General features: G+C 68.6%; 16 protein-coding genes. 6 read left to right on the forward strand and 10 right to left on the reverse strand.

What is annotated here, in order from left to right:
• Positions 1–25: 25 nt before the first annotated feature.
• The 6 genes from RTY13_RS13745 (at position 26) to RTY13_RS13770 (ending at position 8,466) form a co-directional block, all read left to right on the forward strand.
• Entirely contained in the window at positions 26–2,164 is a 2,139-nt protein-coding gene (locus RTY13_RS13745; RefSeq protein WP_312784213.1) for a family 20 glycosylhydrolase, read from the forward strand.
• Positions 2,164–4,704 carry a phosphoenolpyruvate--protein phosphotransferase gene (gene ptsP, locus RTY13_RS13750; protein WP_312784215.1) on the forward strand — a complete coding sequence of 847 codons (2,541 nt, stop codon included), beginning with the start codon at positions 2,164–2,166 and terminating at the stop codon, positions 4,702–4,704. The genes RTY13_RS13745 and ptsP overlap by 1 nt, the downstream gene beginning before the upstream one ends.
• Positions 4,701–6,377 carry an N-acetylglucosamine-specific PTS transporter subunit IIBC gene (nagE, locus tag RTY13_RS13755; RefSeq protein WP_312784216.1) on the forward strand — a complete coding sequence of 559 codons (1,677 nt, stop codon included), beginning with the start codon at positions 4,701–4,703 and terminating at the stop codon, positions 6,375–6,377. Before ptsP ends, nagE begins: the two co-directional genes overlap by 4 nt.
• A gap of 91 nt (positions 6,378–6,468) precedes the next feature.
• Entirely contained in the window at positions 6,469–6,936 is a 468-nt protein-coding gene (locus tag RTY13_RS13760; RefSeq protein ID WP_312784218.1) for an Lrp/AsnC family transcriptional regulator, read from the forward strand.
• Positions 6,937–7,040: 104 nt separating this feature from the next.
• A complete protein-coding gene (locus RTY13_RS13765; protein ID WP_312784220.1) occupies positions 7,041–7,286 on the forward strand; it encodes a DUF6356 family protein in 246 nt (81 codons plus the stop codon).
• On the forward strand, positions 7,279–8,466 hold the full coding sequence (locus tag RTY13_RS13770) for an aromatic amino acid transaminase (protein ID WP_312784222.1): 1,188 nt from the start codon (positions 7,279–7,281) through the stop codon (positions 8,464–8,466). The genes RTY13_RS13765 and RTY13_RS13770 overlap by 8 nt, the downstream gene beginning before the upstream one ends.
• Here the strand turns inward: RTY13_RS13770 and RTY13_RS13775 are convergent.
• Genes RTY13_RS13775 through cysG form a run of 10 tightly spaced genes read right to left on the reverse strand, consistent with a single transcriptional unit; the run spans position 8,364 to position 19,058 of the window.
• Positions 8,364–9,803 (reverse strand): FAD/NAD(P)-binding protein, encoded by a 1,440-nt coding sequence (locus tag RTY13_RS13775; protein WP_312784224.1) that lies wholly within the window; start codon positions 9,801–9,803, stop codon positions 8,364–8,366. The genes RTY13_RS13770 and RTY13_RS13775 overlap by 103 nt on opposite strands.
• Positions 9,800–10,828 (reverse strand): sulfate/molybdate ABC transporter ATP-binding protein, encoded by a 1,029-nt coding sequence (locus RTY13_RS13780; RefSeq protein ID WP_312784225.1) that lies wholly within the window; start codon positions 10,826–10,828, stop codon positions 9,800–9,802. Before RTY13_RS13780 ends, RTY13_RS13775 begins: the two co-directional genes overlap by 4 nt.
• Before the next feature lies 1 nt (position 10,829).
• Complete coding sequence (gene cysW / locus RTY13_RS13785; protein ID WP_312784226.1) at positions 10,830–11,696, reverse strand: sulfate ABC transporter permease subunit CysW; 867 nt, start codon at positions 11,694–11,696, stop codon at positions 10,830–10,832.
• Entirely contained in the window at positions 11,693–12,529 is an 837-nt protein-coding gene (gene cysT / locus RTY13_RS13790; RefSeq protein WP_312784227.1) for a sulfate ABC transporter permease subunit CysT, read from the reverse strand. The genes cysW and cysT overlap by 4 nt, the downstream gene beginning before the upstream one ends.
• Complete coding sequence (locus RTY13_RS13795; RefSeq protein ID WP_312784228.1) at positions 12,526–13,551, reverse strand: sulfate ABC transporter substrate-binding protein; 1,026 nt, start codon at positions 13,549–13,551, stop codon at positions 12,526–12,528. The genes cysT and RTY13_RS13795 overlap by 4 nt, the downstream gene beginning before the upstream one ends.
• On the reverse strand, positions 13,551–14,570 hold the full coding sequence (locus tag RTY13_RS13800) for a cysteine synthase A (protein ID WP_312784229.1): 1,020 nt from the start codon (positions 14,568–14,570) through the stop codon (positions 13,551–13,553). Before RTY13_RS13800 ends, RTY13_RS13795 begins: the two co-directional genes overlap by 1 nt.
• 58 nt (positions 14,571–14,628) lie before the next feature.
• Entirely contained in the window at positions 14,629–15,717 is a 1,089-nt protein-coding gene (locus tag RTY13_RS13805) for a phosphoadenylyl-sulfate reductase (protein WP_312784230.1), read from the reverse strand.
• Entirely contained in the window at positions 15,704–17,371 is a 1,668-nt protein-coding gene (locus RTY13_RS13810) for a nitrite/sulfite reductase (protein WP_312784231.1), read from the reverse strand. The genes RTY13_RS13805 and RTY13_RS13810 overlap by 14 nt, the downstream gene beginning before the upstream one ends.
• On the reverse strand, positions 17,371–17,658 hold the full coding sequence (locus RTY13_RS13815; RefSeq protein ID WP_312784232.1) for a DUF2849 domain-containing protein: 288 nt from the start codon (positions 17,656–17,658) through the stop codon (positions 17,371–17,373). Before RTY13_RS13815 ends, RTY13_RS13810 begins: the two co-directional genes overlap by 1 nt.
• Positions 17,655–19,058 carry a siroheme synthase CysG gene (gene cysG / locus RTY13_RS13820; protein ID WP_312784234.1) on the reverse strand — a complete coding sequence of 468 codons (1,404 nt, stop codon included), beginning with the start codon at positions 19,056–19,058 and terminating at the stop codon, positions 17,655–17,657. The genes RTY13_RS13815 and cysG overlap by 4 nt, the downstream gene beginning before the upstream one ends.
• Positions 19,059–19,069: the final 11 nt, after the last annotated feature.

Raw genomic sequence — 19,069 nt, forward strand, 5'->3', positions numbered from 1 at the left:
CGCTTTTTTTGATGCGAGACTGCGTATGACCCAGGTCGTTCGATCGGCGAAAGCGTTCGCCCCCATGCTGACGCTTGCGCTGAGCCTGGCTGCGTCCTCCGCCGTCATGGCCCAGGTTCCGACCGGCGCGGTGATTCCGCGGCCCGCCGCCGTCACCCCGGCGCCCGGCGTCTTCGCCCTGAACGAGGCCACGGTTCTCATCACGCCGCGCGGCGACGCCGAGGCCCTGCGCGCGGCGACCTATTTCGCCGACCTGATGCGGCGCACGCGGGGCCTGAGCCTGACGGTGCGCGAAGGCGAGGCCGCGCCCGGCGCCGTCGTCTTCCGTCGCGACCTCGGCGCCGCCGCAGACGCCTACCGACTGGACGTCGGTCCGCGCGGCGCGGTCATCGCCGCCGGCGACTTCGGCGGGCTGCTCTATGGGGCGATCAGCCTGTGGCAATTGGCGACGACCGAGGCCGGGCAAGGGGCGGCGACCATTCCCGCCGTCGCCGTTGCCGACGCCCCGCGCTTCGGCTGGCGCGGCGTCATGCTGGACTCGGCCCGCCACTATCAGTCGCCCGAATTCATCAAGGGCTTCATCGACTGGATGGCCCTGCACAAGCTCAACGTCTTCCATTGGCACCTGACCGACGACCAGGCCTGGCGGCTGGAGATCAAGCGTTATCCCAGGCTGACCGAGGTCGGCGGCTGGCGTGTCCATGCGGGCGCGGCGGCCCAGAAGGACATCGACCCGGCGACCGGCCGCCCGCGTCTCTATGGTGGGATCTACACTCAGGACCAGGTCCGCGACATCGTCGCCTACGCCGCCGCCCGCAACATCGTAGTGGTGCCAGAGATCGACGTGCCCGGTCACGCCAGCGCGGCGATCGCCGCCTATCCCGAACTAGGCGTGACCGACGTGCCTGGCGCTGCCGTTCCGGCCGTGCCCGCCGACTGGGGCGTCTATCCAACCCTGTTCAACGTCGAGGAGGCGACCCTGGTCTTCTTCGAAAACGTCATGGACGAAGTGGTCGATCTCTTCCCTTCCGAATACGTCCACATCGGCGGCGACGAGGCGGTCAAGGATCAGTGGAAGGCCTCGCCTCGCGTGCAGGAGCGGATGCGCGAACTGGGGCTGGCTGACGAGGAGAAGCTGCAATCCTGGTTCGTCGCCCGTCTGGAGAAACGCCTGAACGACCACGGTCGTCGCATGATCGGCTGGGACGAAATCCTGGAGGGCGGCATCAATCCCAGCGCCAGCGTCATGTCGTGGCGCGGGGTCGAGGGGGCCATCGAGGCGGCGCGTCTGGGCCACGACACGGTGATGTCGCCGGCGCCGGTCCTCTATTTCGACAACCGCCAGAGCGCCGATGACGGGGCGCCGGGACGCGGATTCACCTCCACCCTGCGGGACGTCTACAGCTTCGACCCGACCCCGGACGAACTGACGCCGGAACAGGCGCGGCGCGTTCTGGGCGTGCAGGGCAACCTGTTCTCCGAGCACATGCGGACCGAGGACCGGGTCGAATATCAGGCCTTTCCCCGCATCTCGGCCCTGGCGGAAATGGCCTGGACCCCGCACGCGCGAATGGACTTCGCCGACTTCCGCACCCGTCTGGAGCCACAACTGGTCCGCTATCGCAGCCTCGGCATCGATTATGCGACCAGCGGCCTGACCGAGGTTTCCGCCACGCCGCCTGCCGACGGCCAGCGTCGCTATGATCATCAGATGAAACTGTGCAGCGCGGCCCTGCCGCTGTCGCTGATCGACGACGCCCCGCTGGAGGGGGAACGTCCGGCCCTGCTGATGGATATTCTGAATCCCTGCTGGATCTATCAGTCGGCTGACCTGAGCAAGGGTCTGCGTTTCGAGGCCGCCGTGGGTCAGGTTCCCTTCAACTTCCAGATCGGCGCCGATCGCGACAAGATCCGCCTGGGGACGCCGCGCACCCCGGCCGGCGAGCTGGAGGTCCGCATCGGCGGTTGTGAGGGCGAACCGGCCCTGATCCTTCCTCTGGCCGAGGCCGCGGGCAACGACGGGATCACCACCCTGTCAGGCCAGCTTCCGGCCCGGGCTGGGCGCCATGACCTCTGCCTGAAGTTCACGCAGAAGGAACTGGACCCGATGTGGGGCGTCGACTGGGTGCGCGTTTCCGACCCCGCCAAACGCGAGGAAGACTGATGGCGGTCGAACTGATCGTCCACGCGCCGATCGACGGCTGGGTCTGTTCGCTGGACGAGGTCCCTGACGCCGCCTTCGCCGGGCGCATGGTCGGCGACGGGGTGGCCATCGACCCGACAGGCATGACGGTGCGCGCGCCCTTCGACGGAGTGGTGTCGATCCTGGCCCGCACAGGCCACGCCGTCAGCATCTGCTCGGATCATGGGCCGGAAATCCTGATCCACCTGGGGCTGGAGACGGTGTCTCTGAACGGTGCGGGTTTCACGGCCCACGTCGCCGCCGGGGATCGGGTCAGGACGGGCGATCTGCTGTTGAGCCTGGATCTCGATGTGATCGCCGCCGGCGCCAAGAGCCTGATCTCGCCCATCCTGCTGGCCAATGAGGGCGAGGTCCGCCTGCTGCCGATGAACCGTCTGGTCGTGGCGGGCGAGCCGATCATGGCTGTGCGTCAGGTCGTTGTCGCCGAGTCGGCACCTCAGGCTGTGGAGGCGACGCTGACCCGCACCGTGCGTGCGCCGCTGCCGCATGGCCTGCACGCCCGCCCGGCCTCGCGACTGGCCGCCGCCGCCAAGGGCTTTGACGCCCGCGTTCTCCTGAGCCTGGGCGAGCGCAGCGCCGACGCGGTCAGCCTGACCGCCATGATGACCCTGGGCCTGAAGGACGGCGACGACCTGACCCTGAGCGCCAGTGGTCCGCAAGCAGAGGCGGCGCTGGAAGCGATCCACGCCCTGATCGCGTCCGGTCTGGGCGAGGGCGGGGAAGCGACCCATGCCGCGCCCGTCGCCGAACCGCCGATCGCGCAGACCGGGCCCGCCACCGGTGAAGACGGCGAGCTGATCTTCTCGGGCGTCACGGCGGCGCCGGGTCTGGTCATCGGTCGCGCGGTGCGCCTGCGTCAGGCCGAGATCGAGACGCCCGAACATGGACGCGGCGTCGCGCTGGAACAGGCCGCCTTGCAGCAGGCCCTGAGCGCCGTGCGTGGGCGGATCGAGGCTTCGGTGGCGTCCGGAGGCGCTCATCGCCGCGCCATCCTGGCCGCCCATCTGGCCTTTCTCGATGACCCCGGCCTGCTCGCTACGGCGCAGGAGGCTGTCGAGGCGGGCCGCAGTGCGGGCTTCGCCTGGCGCACGGCGACACAAGGGGGCGTGGCCCTGTTCCGCTCGCTCGGCGACGCCCGCACGGCTGAACGCGCCGACGACCTGATGGATCTGGAGCGTCAGGTCCTGGTCGAACTGTCGGGCGAGGCCGCGCCGGCGCCGGTGGTGCTGGGGGCTGGCTCGGTCATCCTGGCCGACGATCTTCTGCCGTCGCAACTGATCGCCCTGGATGCGGTCAAGGTCGCGGGTCTGTGCACCGCGCGCGGCGGACCGACCTCGCACGTCGCCATCCTGGCCGCCGCCATGGGGGTGCCGGCCCTGGTTGCCGTCGGTTCGGGACTGGATCGAGTCGAGGACGGCGCCCTGGTGGTGCTGGACGCCGACGGACGACGCCTGGTCGCTCATCCGTCCGCCGCCCGTCAGGCCAAGGCGCAGAGCGCCGTCGCCGCCCGCGACCGTCGCCGTCTTGAGGCCCGCGCCCTGGCCGCCGAGGACTGCCGCACCGCCGACGGCGTCCGCATCGAGGTCTTCACCAACCTGGGCGACGTGGCCGAGGCCGCGCCCGCCGTGGCCGGGGGCGCCGAGGGCTGCGGCCTGCTGCGCACCGAATTCCTCTTCCTGGAGCGCCAGAGCGCCCCGACCGAGGACGAGCAACTGGCCCAGTATCAGGCCATCGCTGACGCCCTTGACGGACGGCCCCTGGTCATCCGCACCCTGGATGCAGGCGGCGACAAGCCCTTGTCCTATCTGCCCATGCCGCATGAGGACAATCCGGCCCTGGGCCTGCGCGGAGTGCGCACGGGCCTGCATCGCCCCGACCTCTTGCTGACCCAACTGAGGGCCATCTGCCGGGTGCGGTCCAGCGGGACCGTCGCGGTCATGCTGCCGATGATCGCCTCGGCGACCGAGGTCCGTCAGGTCCGCGCCCTGCTGGACATCGCCGTCTCCGAGACCGGCGGCGCGGCGCCCTTGCTGGGGGTGATGATCGAGACCCCGGCGGCGGCCATGACGGCCGACCTGCTGGCGCCCCACATCGACTTCGTCTCGGTCGGCACCAATGACCTGACCCAGTATGCACTCGCCATGGATCGTCAGAACGCCCACCTGGCGGCACAGCTGGACAGTCTGCATCCGGCGGTGCTGCGCCTGATCGCCCAGACAGCGGCGGGCGCCGCGGATACGCGCTGGATCGGCGTCTGCGGCGGACTGGCTTCAGATCCGCTGGCCGCGCCCATCCTGATCGGTCTCGGCGTCACCGAGCTGTCGGCCACGCCGTCCATGACAGCCGAGATCAAGGCCCTGCTGCGGGGCTTGAACCTGGCCGACTGTCGCCAGCTGGCGGCCGAGGCCCTGTCTCTGGACAGCGCCGAGGCCGTGCGGTCCCTGGCCGACGACCGTCTGGCCGCCCTCATGAAATCCCGTGTCGTCGGAGCGGTCGCATGAAGATCGGACTGTCCAGCCTGCAGCCGCTCGGCCGGGCCCTGATGCTGCCCATCGCCGTCTTGCCGGTGGCGGGCCTGCTGCTGCGACTGGGCCAGCCGGACCTGCTCGACATCGCCTTCATCTCGGCGGCGGGGCAGGCGGTCTTCGCCAACCTGGGCCTGCTGTTTGCGGTCGGCGTCGCCGTGGGCCTGGCCAGGGACAACAATGGCGCGGCAGGACTGGCGGGCGTGGTCTGTTTCCTGATCTCGGTCGAGGCGTCCAAGGTCCTGCTGGCGGTCCCGCCCGAGGTGGTCGCGGGGCTGACCGGCGATGCGGCGGATGCGGCGTCCAAGGCCTTCAAGGATCAGGCCCTCTCCCGTCTGGGGGTGCCCATTGGCATCGTCGCCGGCCTGATCGCCGGGGCCTGCTACAACCGCTTCTCGACCTTCAAGCTGCCGGACTATCTGGCCTTCTTCGCCGGGCGCCGCTTCGTGCCCATTGTGGCGGGAGTGGCCGGTCTGGTCGTGGCGGCCGTTGTCGGCCTGACCTTCACCGGCATCGACCACGCCATCGACGTCTTCAGCCGCGGGGTGGTCGGCTCGGGCGAGTTCGGGCTGTTCGTCTACGGCGCGCTGAACCGCCTGCTGATCGTCACCGGCCTGCACCACATCCTGAACAACGTCGCCTGGTTCATCGTCGGCGACTACAGCGGCGCGACCGGCGACCTGAACCGCTTCTTCGCGGGCGATCCCAGCGCGGGCGTCTTCATGAGCGGCTTCTTTCCCGTCATGATGTTCGGCCTGCCCGCCGCCTGTTTGGCCATGTACCACGCGGCCCGGCCCGAACGCCGCAAGGAGGTCGGGGGGATGCTGTTCTCGCTGGCCCTGACCGCCTTCCTGACCGGGGTGACCGAGCCGATCGAGTTCACCTTCATGTTCTTGGCGCCGGTGCTCTACGCCATCCACGCGGTGCTGACCGGGGTGTCGATGGTGGCGATGGACCTGCTGGGTTCGCGTCTCGGCTTCACCTTCTCGGCGGGCCTGTTCGACTATGTGCTGAACTATGGTCGCGCGACCCGGCCGTGGATGCTGCTGCCGGTCGGGCTGATCTACGGCGGCCTCTATTATGGCCTGTTCCGTGTCGCCATCAGGGTCTTCAACCTGAAGACGCCGGGGCGTGAGGATGAACCCGTCGTGGCGGCGCCGGTCGCCGATGTGGCGGGCGGGAGAGCCGGGGCCTTTGTCGCGGCCCTGGGCGGGACGGCCAATCTGACCGCCGTGGCCGCCTGCACCACGCGCCTGCGGCTGCACATTCGCTCGCGCGAGGCCGTGGACGAAGCGGCGTTGAAGCGCCTCGGCGCGCGTGGGGTCATCGCCCCGGGACCGAACCAGCTCCAGGTCGTGCTGGGGCCCATCGCCGACGCGGTGGCGGACGAAATCAGGGTGGTGGTCGGTGCGGGCGGCCCTTCGTCCGCTCCGGTCGCTTTCACAGAGGACGCGCCATCGCTCGCGCCCGAGATCCTGGCGGCGCTGGGCGGCGCCGGCAATATCGAGGTCGTCCACAGGAGCGCCGGACGGCTATGTGTCCGGTTGAATGAAGCTGAAGTGGATCAGGACCGACTAACCGCTCTCTTGCCGCGGGGCTTCGTGCGGACTGGCGAGCGAACGCTCCAGATTCTGAGTGTCGCTGAATAGGCAGGCTTCCGGCCTGTCGAAGCTGCGGGTTGGAAGATCGCCGCCCAATAGACTGGACAGGGCGCCGGGACCTGATTCAGAAGGTGTGCCTATGAGCATCGTCCTGGACGCTATTGACCGCCGTCTCCTCTCCATCGTGCAGGAAGATGCAACGGTTTCCGTCGCTGACCTGGCTGAGCGGGTCGGCCTGTCCCAGACACCCTGCTGGAAACGGTTGAAACGGTTGCAGGACACGGGCGTCATAGTCGCCCGAGTCGCCTTGTTGGATCGGGATGCGCTGGACCTGCCGCTGGTGGTCTTTGTCTCGATCAAGACCAGCCAGCACGACGAGGCCTGGCTGGAGGCCTTCAAGAAGGCCAGCGCCCTGCCTGAGGTGGTGGAATTCTATCGGATGAGCGGCGAGGTCGACTATCTGCTCAAGGTGCTGGTCAAGGATATCGCCGCCTATGACCGCTTCTATCGGCGTCTGATCGCCATCGCCCCCCTGTGCGACGTCTCGTCCAGCTTCGCCATGGAGCAGCTCAAGTTCACCACCGCCGTGCCGGTACAGGCCGGCTGATCATGCTGAGAATGAAATTCTCCCTCATGCCTGAAATAGGGACGAAATAAGAAAATCTCTCTCGAGCTGGCGAAATAGACTCTTCGTCTGGTCTGGAGATTCTCATGTTCAAACGTCTGTTCGTCGAGCACCCCGCATCGGTGGGTGAGAGCTATTTCGAGCACATGGGCGTGGCGGCCTCGTTCGGCGGGGCCATGTTCCTGGGAGCGCTGGCCTGTTTCGTCCACGCCGTCTTTCCGGGGCTGTGCGTCAAGACGGGCAGCGGCGTTGTCACGACCCTGCATCATCGCATGGTTACCCACCGCACCGACCCGGCCCGCGCGGTGACCACGGACAGCGCCCATGTTTGATCGCCTGCCGCCCGCCCGCACCGATTCCCTGATGGAACTGGGTATGCTGATGCAGGCGGACCCGCGAACAGACAAGATTGATCTGGGCGTCGGCACCTATCGCGACGAGCGCGGCGGCATCCCCATCATGGCGGCGGTGAAGGCCGCAGAACAGATCATCCTGAACATACAGACGTCCAAGGGCTATGTCGGCCCGGCGGGCGATGGCGAGTTCACCTTGCGCCTTCAGGAAGCGACCTTCCCAGGGCTTGAAGGCGCTGCGTCCGCTCGGCTGGGGCGCATCCAGACGCCGGGCGGCACCGGCGCCTTGCGGCTGGCGTTGCAGGTAATCGCTCTGGCCAATCCTCAGGCGCGCGTCTGGATCGGCGTCCCGACCTGGCCGGCGCACCTGCCGCTGATCGAGGCCGTAGGCCTGCAGGCGCAGACCTTCGCGCACCTGGACGCCGACGGACATGCGAACGTCGAAGCGCTGAACATGGCCCTGGCCCAGGCGCGGCCGGGCGATGTCGTCCTCCTGCACGGCTGCTGCCACAATCCGACGGGGGCTGACCTGCCGTTGGAGGCTTGGCGGGAAATCGCTTCGGTCGCGGCGAGCCGGGGCCTGACGCCGCTGATCGACCTGGCCTATCCGGGCTTGGGCGATGGGATCGAGGCGGATGTGGCGGGTGTGCGCGCCCTGTTGGACGTCTGCGAGACCGCGCTTGTGGCCCTGTCCTGCTCCAAGAGTTTCGGTCTGTATCGTGATCGCGCCGGGATGTTGATGATGCTGGGCGGGACGACGGCAACTGCGGTCAATATGGGGCGCACCGCCGCTGGCCAGGCGCGGCTGCTGTGGTCGAATCCGCCGGATCACGGGGCGGCCGTGGTCAAGGCGGTCCTGACCTCGCCAGACTTGGCGCGTCAATGGCGTAGCGAGCTCGAGGCGATGCGCGACCGTGTCAATCTTGTCCGCAGACGACTAGCGGCGATCCCCTTGGAGCGTCTGGATCTGAGCCGTCTGTCGGGACAGCGGGGCATGTTCGCCTTGTTGCCGTTGGCGGGGGAGGAGGTTCGGGTCCTGCGTGAACGTCATGCTGTCTATATTGACGCTTCCGGTCGCATCAATGTCGCGGGCTTGAACGACGCCAATTTCGAGCGGTTCGCAACGGGGTTGGTCGAGATCGACGCAAGGGCGGGGTGAGACGGGGTCAAGGCCTCCAGAGCATGGTGGGCGACGACTTGGGCATGTTCGCGCAGGTCGGGCACTGCGGTCGCTTCCCAGAACAGGCCTCGCGTCAAAGGACCGACAGCGAAGAGGCGGTCGTGGATCAGCAGACGGCCGTCGATCAGGCGGCTCTTGGGGTCCACGGCCAGGCCTAGATCCAGGGCGGCCGGGATGGCGAGACCCTGTCTCAAGAGGTCTTTCAGCAGCGGGTCGTGGCTGTGGGTCACGTCGCCGGTCGGGCCGGAGCAATTGATCACCGCATCGAACCGACGGGCCGGGGACTGAGGACCGCCCCGCAGCTTCAGCACGGCTTCGACATGGTCGTTGACGGCCGAGACCGTGAGGACGCGGGCCGCTAAGATCTCCAACTGTTCCGAAGCCAGCATGGCGGTGATCTCGCGTGCGACGCCTGGGGCCAGGCGGTGGCGGCGATTGTCCCACAGCGCACGAAGATGGCGCAGGAACCGGCTGCGCTGGGGCAGGGACCAGGATGACCACAGGAGCCGAGCGGAATGACGCACGTCATCCACCACGGCGCGCCAGTCCTCTTCAGCGGCGGCGAGCCTCGCCTGCCGCAAGACCTCGGCCGGTCCACCCGAATAGGTGCGTTTGCGTGACGCCATGGTGGTCGAGCCGTGGCTGCGAGGCAGCAGGCCGTGGCGCGAGACCGCGGTGAAGCGGCGGCCAGGGCGGCGCAGGGCGATGGCGGCATCCACCATGGTCAGGCCAGCCCCGATCAGCAGGATGTCGTCGGCCTCGGCCGGCAGGGCGTCCAGCGCGCCCCACGGATCGCTCAGATAGCGGCTGGAACCGATCAGGGCGGGATCGAGGCCCGCAGGCGCAGCCGGACTGAGATTGCCCTGGGCCAGGATCACGGCGTCGGCGACCGTCGAACTGCGCCCATCCAGCATGATCTTCCAACCGTCTTCATGCGGGCGGATGGCGCTGACCTCGCCGCGGATCAGGGACAGGCGCTCTCCGTCCCGGTCAGAGCGCAGGGCCTGATCCAGCAGGTGGGCCAGATAGCGGCCATAGTCGCCGCGCGTGATGAAGTCGTCGCGGGCGAACCAGGCGGGCTGTTCGGCCATCCAGTCGGCCAGATGGTGCGGCTTGTCGGGAAAGGCGCTCATGTTCGACAGGCGGACATTGAGCAGATGTTTTGGGTTGCCGGTCGCATAGGCGGGGCCGAGGCCAAAGACGCCGCGCCGCTCGATCAACTGCACCGAAACATCCGGCGACATCCGCAGCAGGTTGAGCGTGGTCAGCAGGCCGCTGAACCCTGCGCCGATGATCGCGACCGTCGGCCCGCTCATGCGCTTTTCGCCAGGACATGGAAGCGGCGGGGGTGCAGGCGGACCGGCGCGCCGGGCGCCAGGGTCGCCAGCGGGTCGCCGATGGGTCGTTCCAACTCCAGTCGGCGGCCGTGTAGGGAGACGGCCACACGGGCGCGATCGCCGCGTCGCAGGCTGGACATGACCACGCCGACCAGGCCGGTGTCGGCGGCTTCCAGATCATCCGGGCGGATGCAGAGAAGGGCCTCGCCGGTCGGGGCGTCGGACGGCGCGCGCCAGTCGTTCGACACGACCTCGCCGCGCGCCACCGTGGCCTGAAGCTGCAGACCTTCGCCAAGGAAGTCATGGACGAAGGCCGAGGCGGGGCGGTCATAGAGGGCTTGCGGCGTGTCCACCTGTTCGATCCGGCCCTGACGCAGGATGGCGACGCGGTCGGCCAGTTCCAGCGCCTCTTCCTGGTCGTGGGTGACGAGGACCGTCGTCACGCCGGTCCGCTCATGCACCTGACGCAGCCAACGGCGCAGGTCGCGGCGGACGCGGGCGTCCAGGGCGCCGAAGGGCTCGTCCAGCAGCAGCAGGCGCGGCTCGATAGCCAGGGCGCGGGCCAGGGCGACGCGCTGGCGCTGGCCGCCGGACAACTGGCTGGGATAGCGGCCGCCATATCCCTCCAACTGGATCAGCCGCAGCAGGTCCTGAACCCGTTCAGCGATCTCGGCGCGGCCGGGACGTGATCCGCGCGGGCGAACCTTCAGGCCAAAGGCGATGTTGTCGGCCACCGTCATGTGGCGGAACAGGGCGTAGCTCTGGAACACCATGCCGACGCGGCGCTGGCGCGGGCTGAGGGCCAGGAAGTCCTCGCCGTTGAAGCCCACCTGTCCCGCAGACGGGCGATCCAGTCCCGCCATGATCCGCAACAGGGTGGTCTTGCCCGAGCCGGAGGGGCCGAGCAGGGCCAGGAACTCGCCGTCGCGGACTGTCAGGCTGACGTCGTCGAGCGCGGGCAGGCCGTCATAGGCGCGGGTGATGGATGTGATTTCGAGGGTCATGTCAGCGCCGCCCCCTCGCGGCGAGGTCGTCGGCGTGGCGGCGCTCGAGGAAGGACTTCAGGATCAGGGTCACGAGCGCCAGAGCGGCTAGCAGGGCGGCTGTCGCAAAGGCGCCGACGAAGTCATACTCGTTGTAGAGAATCTCGACGTGCAGCGGCAGGGTGTTGGTCAGGCCGCGAATATGGCCGGACACCACCGAGACGGCCCCGAACTCGCCCATGGCCCGGGCATTGGCCAGCAGGACGCCGTAGAGCAGGGCCCAGCGCACATTGGGCAGGGTGATGAAGAAGAAGATGGCCGAGGGCCGTGCGCCCAGGGTCAGGGCGGCCAGTTCCTCATCCGACCCCTGCTGTTGCATCAGCGGAATCAGCTCGCGCGCCACGTAGGGCAGGGTGACGAGGATGGTGGCCAGGATGATGGCGACCGGGGTGAACATGATCTGCAACCCGGCCGCGTTCAGCCAGGGGGCAAACCAGCCTGAGGCGCCGAACAGAAGCACCCAGACCAGGCCGGAAATGACCGGCGACACCGACAAAGGCAGGTCGATCAGGGACATCAGCAGGGTCTTGCCGATGAAGTCGAACCGGGTGACGCACCAGGCGGCGGCCAGACCGAAGACGGCGTTCAGCGGCGTGGCGATGGCCGTGGTCAGCATGGTCAGCCGGGCGGCGGCCCAGACGTCGGGCTGGGACAGGCTGGCGGTCGCCGCGCCCAGGCCCTTGCGCAGGGCCTCGGCCAGGATGACGCCGAGCGGGGCGAGCACGATCAGCACCAGCCAAAGCAGGGCCAAGCCGATCAGCAGGTTGCGTCCGAGGCCTCGTTTGCGTGAGGCGGCGGCGGGCGCAAGGGGCAGGGCTTCGGCCGTCATACGCCCCGCCTCGCGATCATACCTTGCAGGCCGTTGAAGCCCAGCAGGATGGCGAAGGACAGGATCAGCATGGCCAGACCGATGGTCGCCGCCCCGGCATAGTCGAACTGCTCCAGTTGGGTGACGATCAGCAGGGGCGCGATCTCGGACCGCAGCGGCATATTGCCGGCGATGAAGATGACCGAGCCGTATTCCCCGACGCCGCGCGCAAAGGCCAGGCCGACGCCGGACAGCAGGGCCGGCAGGATGGCGGGCAGGATGATCTGCGTGGCGCGCTGGAACGGCGAGGCGCCCAGGGTCTCGGCGGCCGCCTCGACCTCCCGATCCAGATCCTGAAGCACGGGCTGGATGGAGCGAACGACGAAGGGCAGGCCGACGAAGATCATGGCCACGACCACGCCGACCGGGGTGTAGGCGATCTTGATCCCCAGCGGCGCCAGCAGACCGCCGACGGGGCCGTTCTGCGCGTAAAGGGCGGTCAGGGCGATGCCCGCCACAGCGGTCGGCAGGGCGAAGGGCAGGTCGATGACGGCGTCGGCCAGCCGCTTGCCCGGAAAGTCGTAGCGGGTCAGCACCCAGGCCAGCAGCCCGCCCATCACCGCATTGACGGCGGCGGCGACAGCGGCGGCGACGAAGCTGAGCCTCAGGGCCGCCTGGGCGCGCGGCGAGGTGATGGCCGCGATGACGCCGTCCAGCCCGTTCTCCCACGGCCGGACCGCCAGGGCGGTCAGGGGGATGAGGACGAAGAGCGACAGGTAGGCAAGCGTGAATCCCAGCGATAAGGAAAAGCCGGGCAGGGGGCTGGGCGCCTTCCAGATCACCGGTCGGGTCATGATCGTCGGCCGAGCTGATAGATCTGATCAAAGACCCCGCCATCGGCGAAGTGGCGCTTCTGCGCCGCGTTCCAGCCGCCGAAGTCCGAGATGTCGGCCAGAGTCAGGTGGGGAAAACGGTCAGCGAAGCGCGCCGAGACGGCTGGGTTGCGCGGGCGATAGTAGTGCTCGGCCGCCAGGATCTGGGCCGGTTCGTCGTAGAGGTTGGCCAGGTAGGCCTGGGCGCGATCACGTGTGCCCTTCTGGTCCACGACCTTGTCGACCACGGCCACCGGCGGCTCGGCCAGTATGGAGAAGGGCGGGGCGACGATGTCGACCTGATCCGGCCCCAGTTCGCGGGCGGCGAGGAAGGCCTCGTTCTCCCACGCCAGCAGGACGTCGCCGATGCCGCGCTGGACGAAGGTGGTGGTCGATCCGCGCGCGCCCGTGTCCAGAACCGGCACGCGGCGGAACAGATCGGAGACGAAGGCTTGCGCCGACTGTTCCGTCCCGCCCGGACGGCGCAGGGCGTCGGCCCAGGCCGCCAGATAGTTCCAGCGCGCCCCGCCCGAGGTCTTGGGATTGGGGGTGATGACCTCGACGCCGGGCTTCAGCAGATCCGGCCAGTCGAGGATGCCCTCGGGGTTCCCCTTGCGCACCAGAAACACGATGGTCGAGGTGTAGGGCGAGGCGTTGTTGGGCAGGCGCGTCTGCCAGTCGGCGGCGATCAGACCGCGCGCGGCAATCTCGTCGATGTCGGACGCCAGGGCCAGGGTGACGACGTCGCCGGGCAGGCCGTCGATGACGGCGCGGGCCTGCTTGCCAGATCCGCCGTGCGACTGTTCGACAGCGAACGGCGTGCCGCCATTTTCACGCCAGTGGGCGAGGAAGGCCGCGTTATAGGCGCGGTAGAACTCGCGCGTCGGGTCGTAGGAGACGTTCAGCAGGGCGGCTTCGGTCCCCTTGCTCTGGGCGCATCCGCCGAGCGCCAAGGCGCCGGCGCCAAGGAGAAGTGCGCGTCGATCCGTTGCAAGTCCCGCCATCACGCCAACTCCCGCACGTCTGCGGCGATCCATTGCGGTGTCGGCAGGCCCTTGCTGCGCAAGAAGGCCGGGTTGAACAGACGCGAGGCGTAGCGTGTGCCGGGATCGCACAGGACCGTCACGATGGTCTTGCCCGGCCCGAGGTCGCGCGCCAGCCGCACCGCGCCGGCTAGGTTGACGCCCGAAGACCCGCCTAACGACAGACCCTCATGCGTCACCATGTCAAACAGAATGGGCAGAAATTCAGCATCTTCCACGCGATATGTGAAGTCGGGCGTGAAGCCTTCCAGATTGCCGGTGATCCGGGCCACGCCGATGCCCTCGGTGATCGAGCTGCCCTCGCCGGTCATCTGGCCTTGGGTGAACCAGTTGAACAGGGCGGCGCCCGCAGGGTCGGCCAGGCCGATCTTCACCGCCGGATTGCGCTCGCGCAGGAAGGCGGCGACGCCGGCCAGGGTGCCGCCGCTGCCGACGGCGCTGATGAAGGCGTCGACCTTGCCTTGGGTCTGCGCCCAGATCTCGGCGGCGGTGCCCTCATAGTGGGCGGCGCGGTTGGTGGTATTGTCGAACTGATTGGCCCAGAAGGCGCCGTGGGGCTCGCTGAGGTTCAGCTTGCGCGCCACCTCCTCGGAGTAGTGGACGAAGTGGTTGGGGCTGGAGAAGGGGGCGGCGTCCACCTCGATCAGACGCGCGCCCAGGGCCCGGATGGCCAGCTTCTTCTCTTCGGACTGGGTGCGCGGCATGACGATGACCACGCGGTGGCCCAGCGCCGCCCCGACCAGGGCCAGGCCGATGCCGGTGTTGCCCGCCGTGCCTTCCACGATCACGCCGCCGGGCCGCAGCGCGCCCGAGGCCTTGGCCTTCTGGACGATAGAGAGGGCGGCGCGGTCCTTGATGGACTGGCCGGGATTGAGGAATTCCGCCTTGCCCAGGATCTCGCAGCCGGTGGCGTCCGACAGGCGGTTCAGGCGGATCAGCGGCGTGTCGCCGATGAGGTTGATAATGCTGGCGATGGACAAGGGAGGTCTCTGGGTCAGGTCTTGGAATGGGATTGGGCGAGGCGGCGGATGGCCAGGGTCAACAGACCGGCGCCAGGGTTCGTCCATGGATGCCGCACTCAGTCTTCTCCTGACCGGCCCAGCGGCCGTCGCGCGCGCCTTCATCGGCGACGACGGCGCGGGTGCAGGGCCAGCAGCCGATGGAGGGGTAGCCCTGCTCGACCAGCGGATGGCGCGGCAGCTGGTGATCGCGCAGCCAGTTTTCGATCTGATCGGCTGACCATCGGGCCAGAGGGTTGACGGTCAGGACGCCGCCGACGGCTTCGAACGGCATGAGGTCGGCGCGCTGGCGGTTCTGATAGCGTTTGCGGCCGGTGATGCGGGTGTCGAAACCGTCAAGAGCCTGGGCCAGAGGCTGGACCTTGCGAACGGCGCAGCAGGCGTCGGGCGCCCTGCGCCACAGGTCGCCGCGCGGATCGGAAACGGACAGGGTGTCGGCGTCGGGCGCGATGTCGCGCACATCGGTCAGAGCCAGCCGCTCGGCCAGTTCACGACGATAGGCCAGGGTCTGGAAGAAGTGCTGGCCGGTCTCGAGGAAGACGACGGGCAGGTCGGGCTGCACGCGCGAGATCAGGTGCAGCAGCACTGCCGCCTCGGCCCCGAAGGAAGAGACGGCGGCGGACCTGCGTCCCAAGGCCGGGTCCAGAACCGCGCGCAGCAGGTCTTCCGTATCGGCGTCGGCCCATTGGGCGTTGAGGCGCGCGGCCAGGTTCCTGGCGTCTTGGGCGGCGGCGTCCTCGGCGGCAGGCGCATGACGTTGCCGCCAGACCAGCCGGTCATCGCCGCCTGCGGGCTGATAGGCCGCGCTGAAGACCTGATCCATGCGCCGCCACGCTGCGGCGTCGGCGCCGGGCGCCAGCTCCACCGCGTCAAAACCGCAACGGCGCAGGTGCCGCGCCTGATCGGGCAGGACCTTGCCCGCCGCGATCAGTCGACCGCGATAGCCGTGACCGCGCAGGACGGCGGCCAATGAGAAACCGCGCCCGTCGCGGAAGGCCTCGAACTCCAGGATCAGGCTGTCGTTGGCGGCGGCCGCCGCGCGGATATCGTTCTCGGGCGTGGATACGGTCAGACGGACGCCGTCCTGGGCTTGCTCAAGCAACTGCATCGATCGGCTCATAGATGGCGGTGCGGAAGGGATCGGCGCCCAGGCGACGAACCGTGTCGATGAACAACTCGCCGTCGTTGCGGATTTCCAGATAGCGATCCAGGGCGCGGGCGATGGCGGGGGCGACCTCCTCGGCGGGCAGGCTGCGGCCGACGATCTCGCCCAGAGCCGCCTGCTCGTCGGGCGAGCCGCCGACGGTGAGCTGGTAGTATTCCTCGCCCTTGCGGTCGACGCCGAGGACGCCGATGTGGCCGACATGGTGGTGGCCGCAGGCGTTGATGCAGCCGCTGATGTTGATCCGCACAGGCCCCAGTTTTTCCTGAAGACCAGCGTCGGCCAACTGGCGCGACAGGGCCTGGGCCACGGGGATGGAGCGGGCGTTGGCCAGACTGCAGTAGTCCAGGCCGGGGCAGGCGATGATGTCGGTGGCCAGATCGGCGTTGGCCGTGGCCAGACCGACCTCACGCAGTCGGCTCCAGACCGCATGAGCGTCCTCCAGCCGGACGTGGGGCAGAACCAGATTCTGTTCGTAGGAGGCGCGGACTTCGTCGAACGAGAAGCGTTCCGCCAGATCGGCGACGACCTCCATCTGATCCGCCGTGATGTCGCCGGGCACGCCGTCGACGGGTTTCAGCGAGATGATGATGGCGCCGTATCCGGCCTGCTTGTGCTCTCGCAGGTTCGACCGGGTGAAGCGGGCGAACTCGGGGTTCAGGCGACGGGCGGCGTCATAGGACGAACTGGCTGCGGCCAGGTCCGCGAACGGCGGCGGGGTGAAGTAGGCCCGGATGCGCGCCAACTCCTCGTCGGGGACGCGCAGGTCTTCCTGCCGCAGGATGGCGTACTGTCGCTCGACCTCGTCGCGGAAGGCGTCGATGCCGACGGCGGCGACCAGAATCTTGATCCGCGCCTTATGGATGTTGTCGCGCCGCCCCAGCAGGTTGTAGGCGCGCAGGATGGCGGTCAGATAGGCCAGCAGCGAGCGCCCAGGCACCGCCGAGGCGATCTCTTGCGCGATGTGCGGCAGGCGTCCCTGACCCCCGCCGACGAAGACGCGAAACGCCGTCAGGCCATCCTCTCCACGCACGATCTGCAGGCCGACATCGTGGGTGCGGATGGCCGCCCGGTCCTTGGCGGCGCCGATGATGGCGATCTTGAACTTGCGCGGCAGGAAGGAGAATTCCGGGTGGATGGTTGACCATTGGCGGACGATCTCGCACCAGGGGCGCGGATCCTCGATCTCGTCGGCGGCGACGCCGGCGAAGACGTCGGTGGTGACGTTGCGGATGCAGTTTCCAGAGGTCTGGATTGCGTGCATCTCGACCTCGGCCAGGTCGCTGAGGATGGCAGGCAGGTCCTGCAGCGCCGGCCAGTTGAACTGGATATTGGTGCGGGTGGTGAAGTGGCCATAGCCCTTGTCATAGGTGCGGGCGACATGGGCCAGCTGGCGCATCTGGTGGCTGTTCATGACGCCATAGGGCACCGCGATCCGCGCCATATAGGCGTGCAGTTGCAGATAGACGCCGTTCATCAGCCGCAGCGGCTTGAACTCGTCCTCGGTCAGTTCGCCCTTGCTGCGGCGATCGACCTGATCGCTGAACTCCGCGATGCGCTCGCGGACCAGGGCGGCGTCGAACTCGTCATAACGGTACATCAGGCGGTCTCGTTGCGAGCGACGAAGGCGAGGCTGTGGCCGACCGTGGGGCCGAGCGAGCGAATGCGCTCCTTCAGCCGGTCGCGGCCTGTGGGCGCGCGGCCCTCGACTTCGATCAGGTAGGGATTGACGAAGATGGCGGGGCGGGACTGGGCCTGAGCCAGGGCGGTGTCGGCCGCGTCTGCCTCCAACGGACGGGCGGCGTCGATGGCCTCGACCACAGCGTCAGCCTCGCCCAGATAGATGACGCGGCCGTCGTTCAGGCGGTTGGCGGTCAGCAGTTTCATGCCGCCGCCTCGATCAGGGAGCGCTCGTCGTCGGCGACGGCCAGGGCCGCCGTTTCGCCGATGAACAGCAGGGCAGGGCCGGTCAGGTTCATGCGGGCGACCAGGGCGGCCAGATCGTCCAGTCGGCCCTTGAAGGTGCGCTGATCCGGGCGGCTGCCGTTCTCGACCACCGCGACCGACGTGGCGCCGTCGCGACCGGCGGCGATCAGGCTCGACGCGATCTCTTCAGCCTGCCCGGCTCCCATATAGACGGCCAGGGTATGGTTCGGCGCCGCCAGCCGGGTCCAGTCCGCGCCCTGACCGCCGGGCTTGGGTTGGCCGGTGACGAAGGTCACGGCCTGGGCGTGATCGCGGTGGGTCAGGGGGAGGCCGGTGGAGGCGGCGCAGGCCAGGGCGGCGGTGATGCCCGGCACGACCATGGCCTCGATCCCGGCGGCGCGAACGGTTTCCAGTTCTTCACCGCCGCGCCCGAAGACGAAGGGGTCGCCGCCCTTCAGTCGCACCACACGATGGCCGGCGCGGGCCTCTTTGATCATCAGTTGTTCGATCTGATCCTGAGGCACCGAATGGTCGCCGCGGGCTTTGCCGACATAGATGCGCCGGGCGTCGCGACGGGCGCGGTCCAAGACTTCGGCGGAGACCAGCTTGTCGTGGATGATGACGTCGGCGTCTTGCAGGGCCCGCAAGGCCTTCAGGGTTAGAAGTTCGGGATCGCCGGGACCGGCGCCGACGATGTGGACGACGCCCGGAGCAGCCTTTTCACGCGGCGAAGCGGCGACGTTGAGCAGACGCACCATCTCGCGGCGGGCCTCGGCCATGCGGCCGTCGGCGGCCAGGTCGGCAGCCGGGCTGCGGAACGCGCGCTCCCAGAAGCGGCGACGGTCGAGGAAGTCGGGGATGGATTCCTTCACTGCGCCGCGCAATTCGCCCGCCAGCCGCGCGACCGAGGCGACGCCTTGGGGCAGAACAGCTTCAATGCGCGAGCGCAGATCGCGGGCCAGGATGGGGGCGTTTCCGCCGGTGGCCACGGCTGCGACCACTGCGTCGCGGTCGATCAGGGCGGGGGTATGGAAGTCGCTGAAGGCGGGTTGATCGACGAGATTGACCTGAGCTCCCGCCTGACGTGCGGTCTCGGCGATGCGACGAGCGAGGGTCACGTCATGCAGGGCGATGAAGACCAGACGGGCGCCGTTCAGGTCGGCGGCGCCCGGAATACGGGCGATCGGCGTCGGCGCCGTGCGCGGCGTTTCCAGCGCGGCGGGATCGCCGTCCGGCGTGAACCAGACCAGGTCGGCGGGGCTGCTCAGGAACAGGCGCAGCTTGGCCAGGGCGGGTTCGCCCGCGCCGACGACGACGATTTTCGCCCCGTCCAGGGGGATGGATGCCAGAAAGACGCGCATCGGCCTATTCC

The sequence above is a fragment of the Brevundimonas sp. genome (assembly GCF_032055285.1).
Lineage (GTDB): Bacteria > Pseudomonadota > Alphaproteobacteria > Caulobacterales > Caulobacteraceae > Brevundimonas.

What these genes read in the sequence shown, in the direction of transcription:
- nagE (WP_312784216.1), top strand. Translation starts at nt 4,701, where the DNA reads ATGAAGATCGGACTGTCCAGCCTGCAGCCGCTCGGCCGGGCCCTGATG.
- cysG (WP_312784234.1), bottom strand. Translation starts at nt 19,058, where the DNA reads ATGCGCGTCTTTCTGGCATCCATCCCCCTGGACGGGGCGAAAATCGTC.
- RTY13_RS13765 (WP_312784220.1), top strand. Translation starts at nt 7,041, where the DNA reads ATGTTCAAACGTCTGTTCGTCGAGCACCCCGCATCGGTGGGTGAGAGC.
- RTY13_RS13815 (WP_312784232.1), bottom strand. Translation starts at nt 17,658, where the DNA reads ATGAAACTGCTGACCGCCAACCGCCTGAACGACGGCCGCGTCATCTAT.
- cysT (WP_312784227.1), bottom strand. Translation starts at nt 12,529, where the DNA reads ATGACCCGACCGGTGATCTGGAAGGCGCCCAGCCCCCTGCCCGGCTTT.
- RTY13_RS13805 (WP_312784230.1), bottom strand. Translation starts at nt 15,717, where the DNA reads ATGCAGTTGCTTGAGCAAGCCCAGGACGGCGTCCGTCTGACCGTATCC.
- RTY13_RS13810 (WP_312784231.1), bottom strand. Translation starts at nt 17,371, where the DNA reads ATGTACCGTTATGACGAGTTCGACGCCGCCCTGGTCCGCGAGCGCATC.
- cysW (WP_312784226.1), bottom strand. Translation starts at nt 11,696, where the DNA reads ATGACGGCCGAAGCCCTGCCCCTTGCGCCCGCCGCCGCCTCACGCAAA.
- RTY13_RS13760 (WP_312784218.1), top strand. Translation starts at nt 6,469, where the DNA reads ATGAGCATCGTCCTGGACGCTATTGACCGCCGTCTCCTCTCCATCGTG.
- RTY13_RS13795 (WP_312784228.1), bottom strand. Translation starts at nt 13,551, where the DNA reads ATGGCGGGACTTGCAACGGATCGACGCGCACTTCTCCTTGGCGCCGGC.
- ptsP (WP_312784215.1), top strand. Translation starts at nt 2,164, where the DNA reads ATGGCGGTCGAACTGATCGTCCACGCGCCGATCGACGGCTGGGTCTGT.
- RTY13_RS13770 (WP_312784222.1), top strand. Translation starts at nt 7,279, where the DNA reads ATGTTTGATCGCCTGCCGCCCGCCCGCACCGATTCCCTGATGGAACTG.
- RTY13_RS13780 (WP_312784225.1), bottom strand. Translation starts at nt 10,828, where the DNA reads ATGACCCTCGAAATCACATCCATCACCCGCGCCTATGACGGCCTGCCC.
- RTY13_RS13745 (WP_312784213.1), top strand. Translation starts at nt 26, where the DNA reads ATGACCCAGGTCGTTCGATCGGCGAAAGCGTTCGCCCCCATGCTGACG.
- RTY13_RS13775 (WP_312784224.1), bottom strand. Translation starts at nt 9,803, where the DNA reads ATGAGCGGGCCGACGGTCGCGATCATCGGCGCAGGGTTCAGCGGCCTG.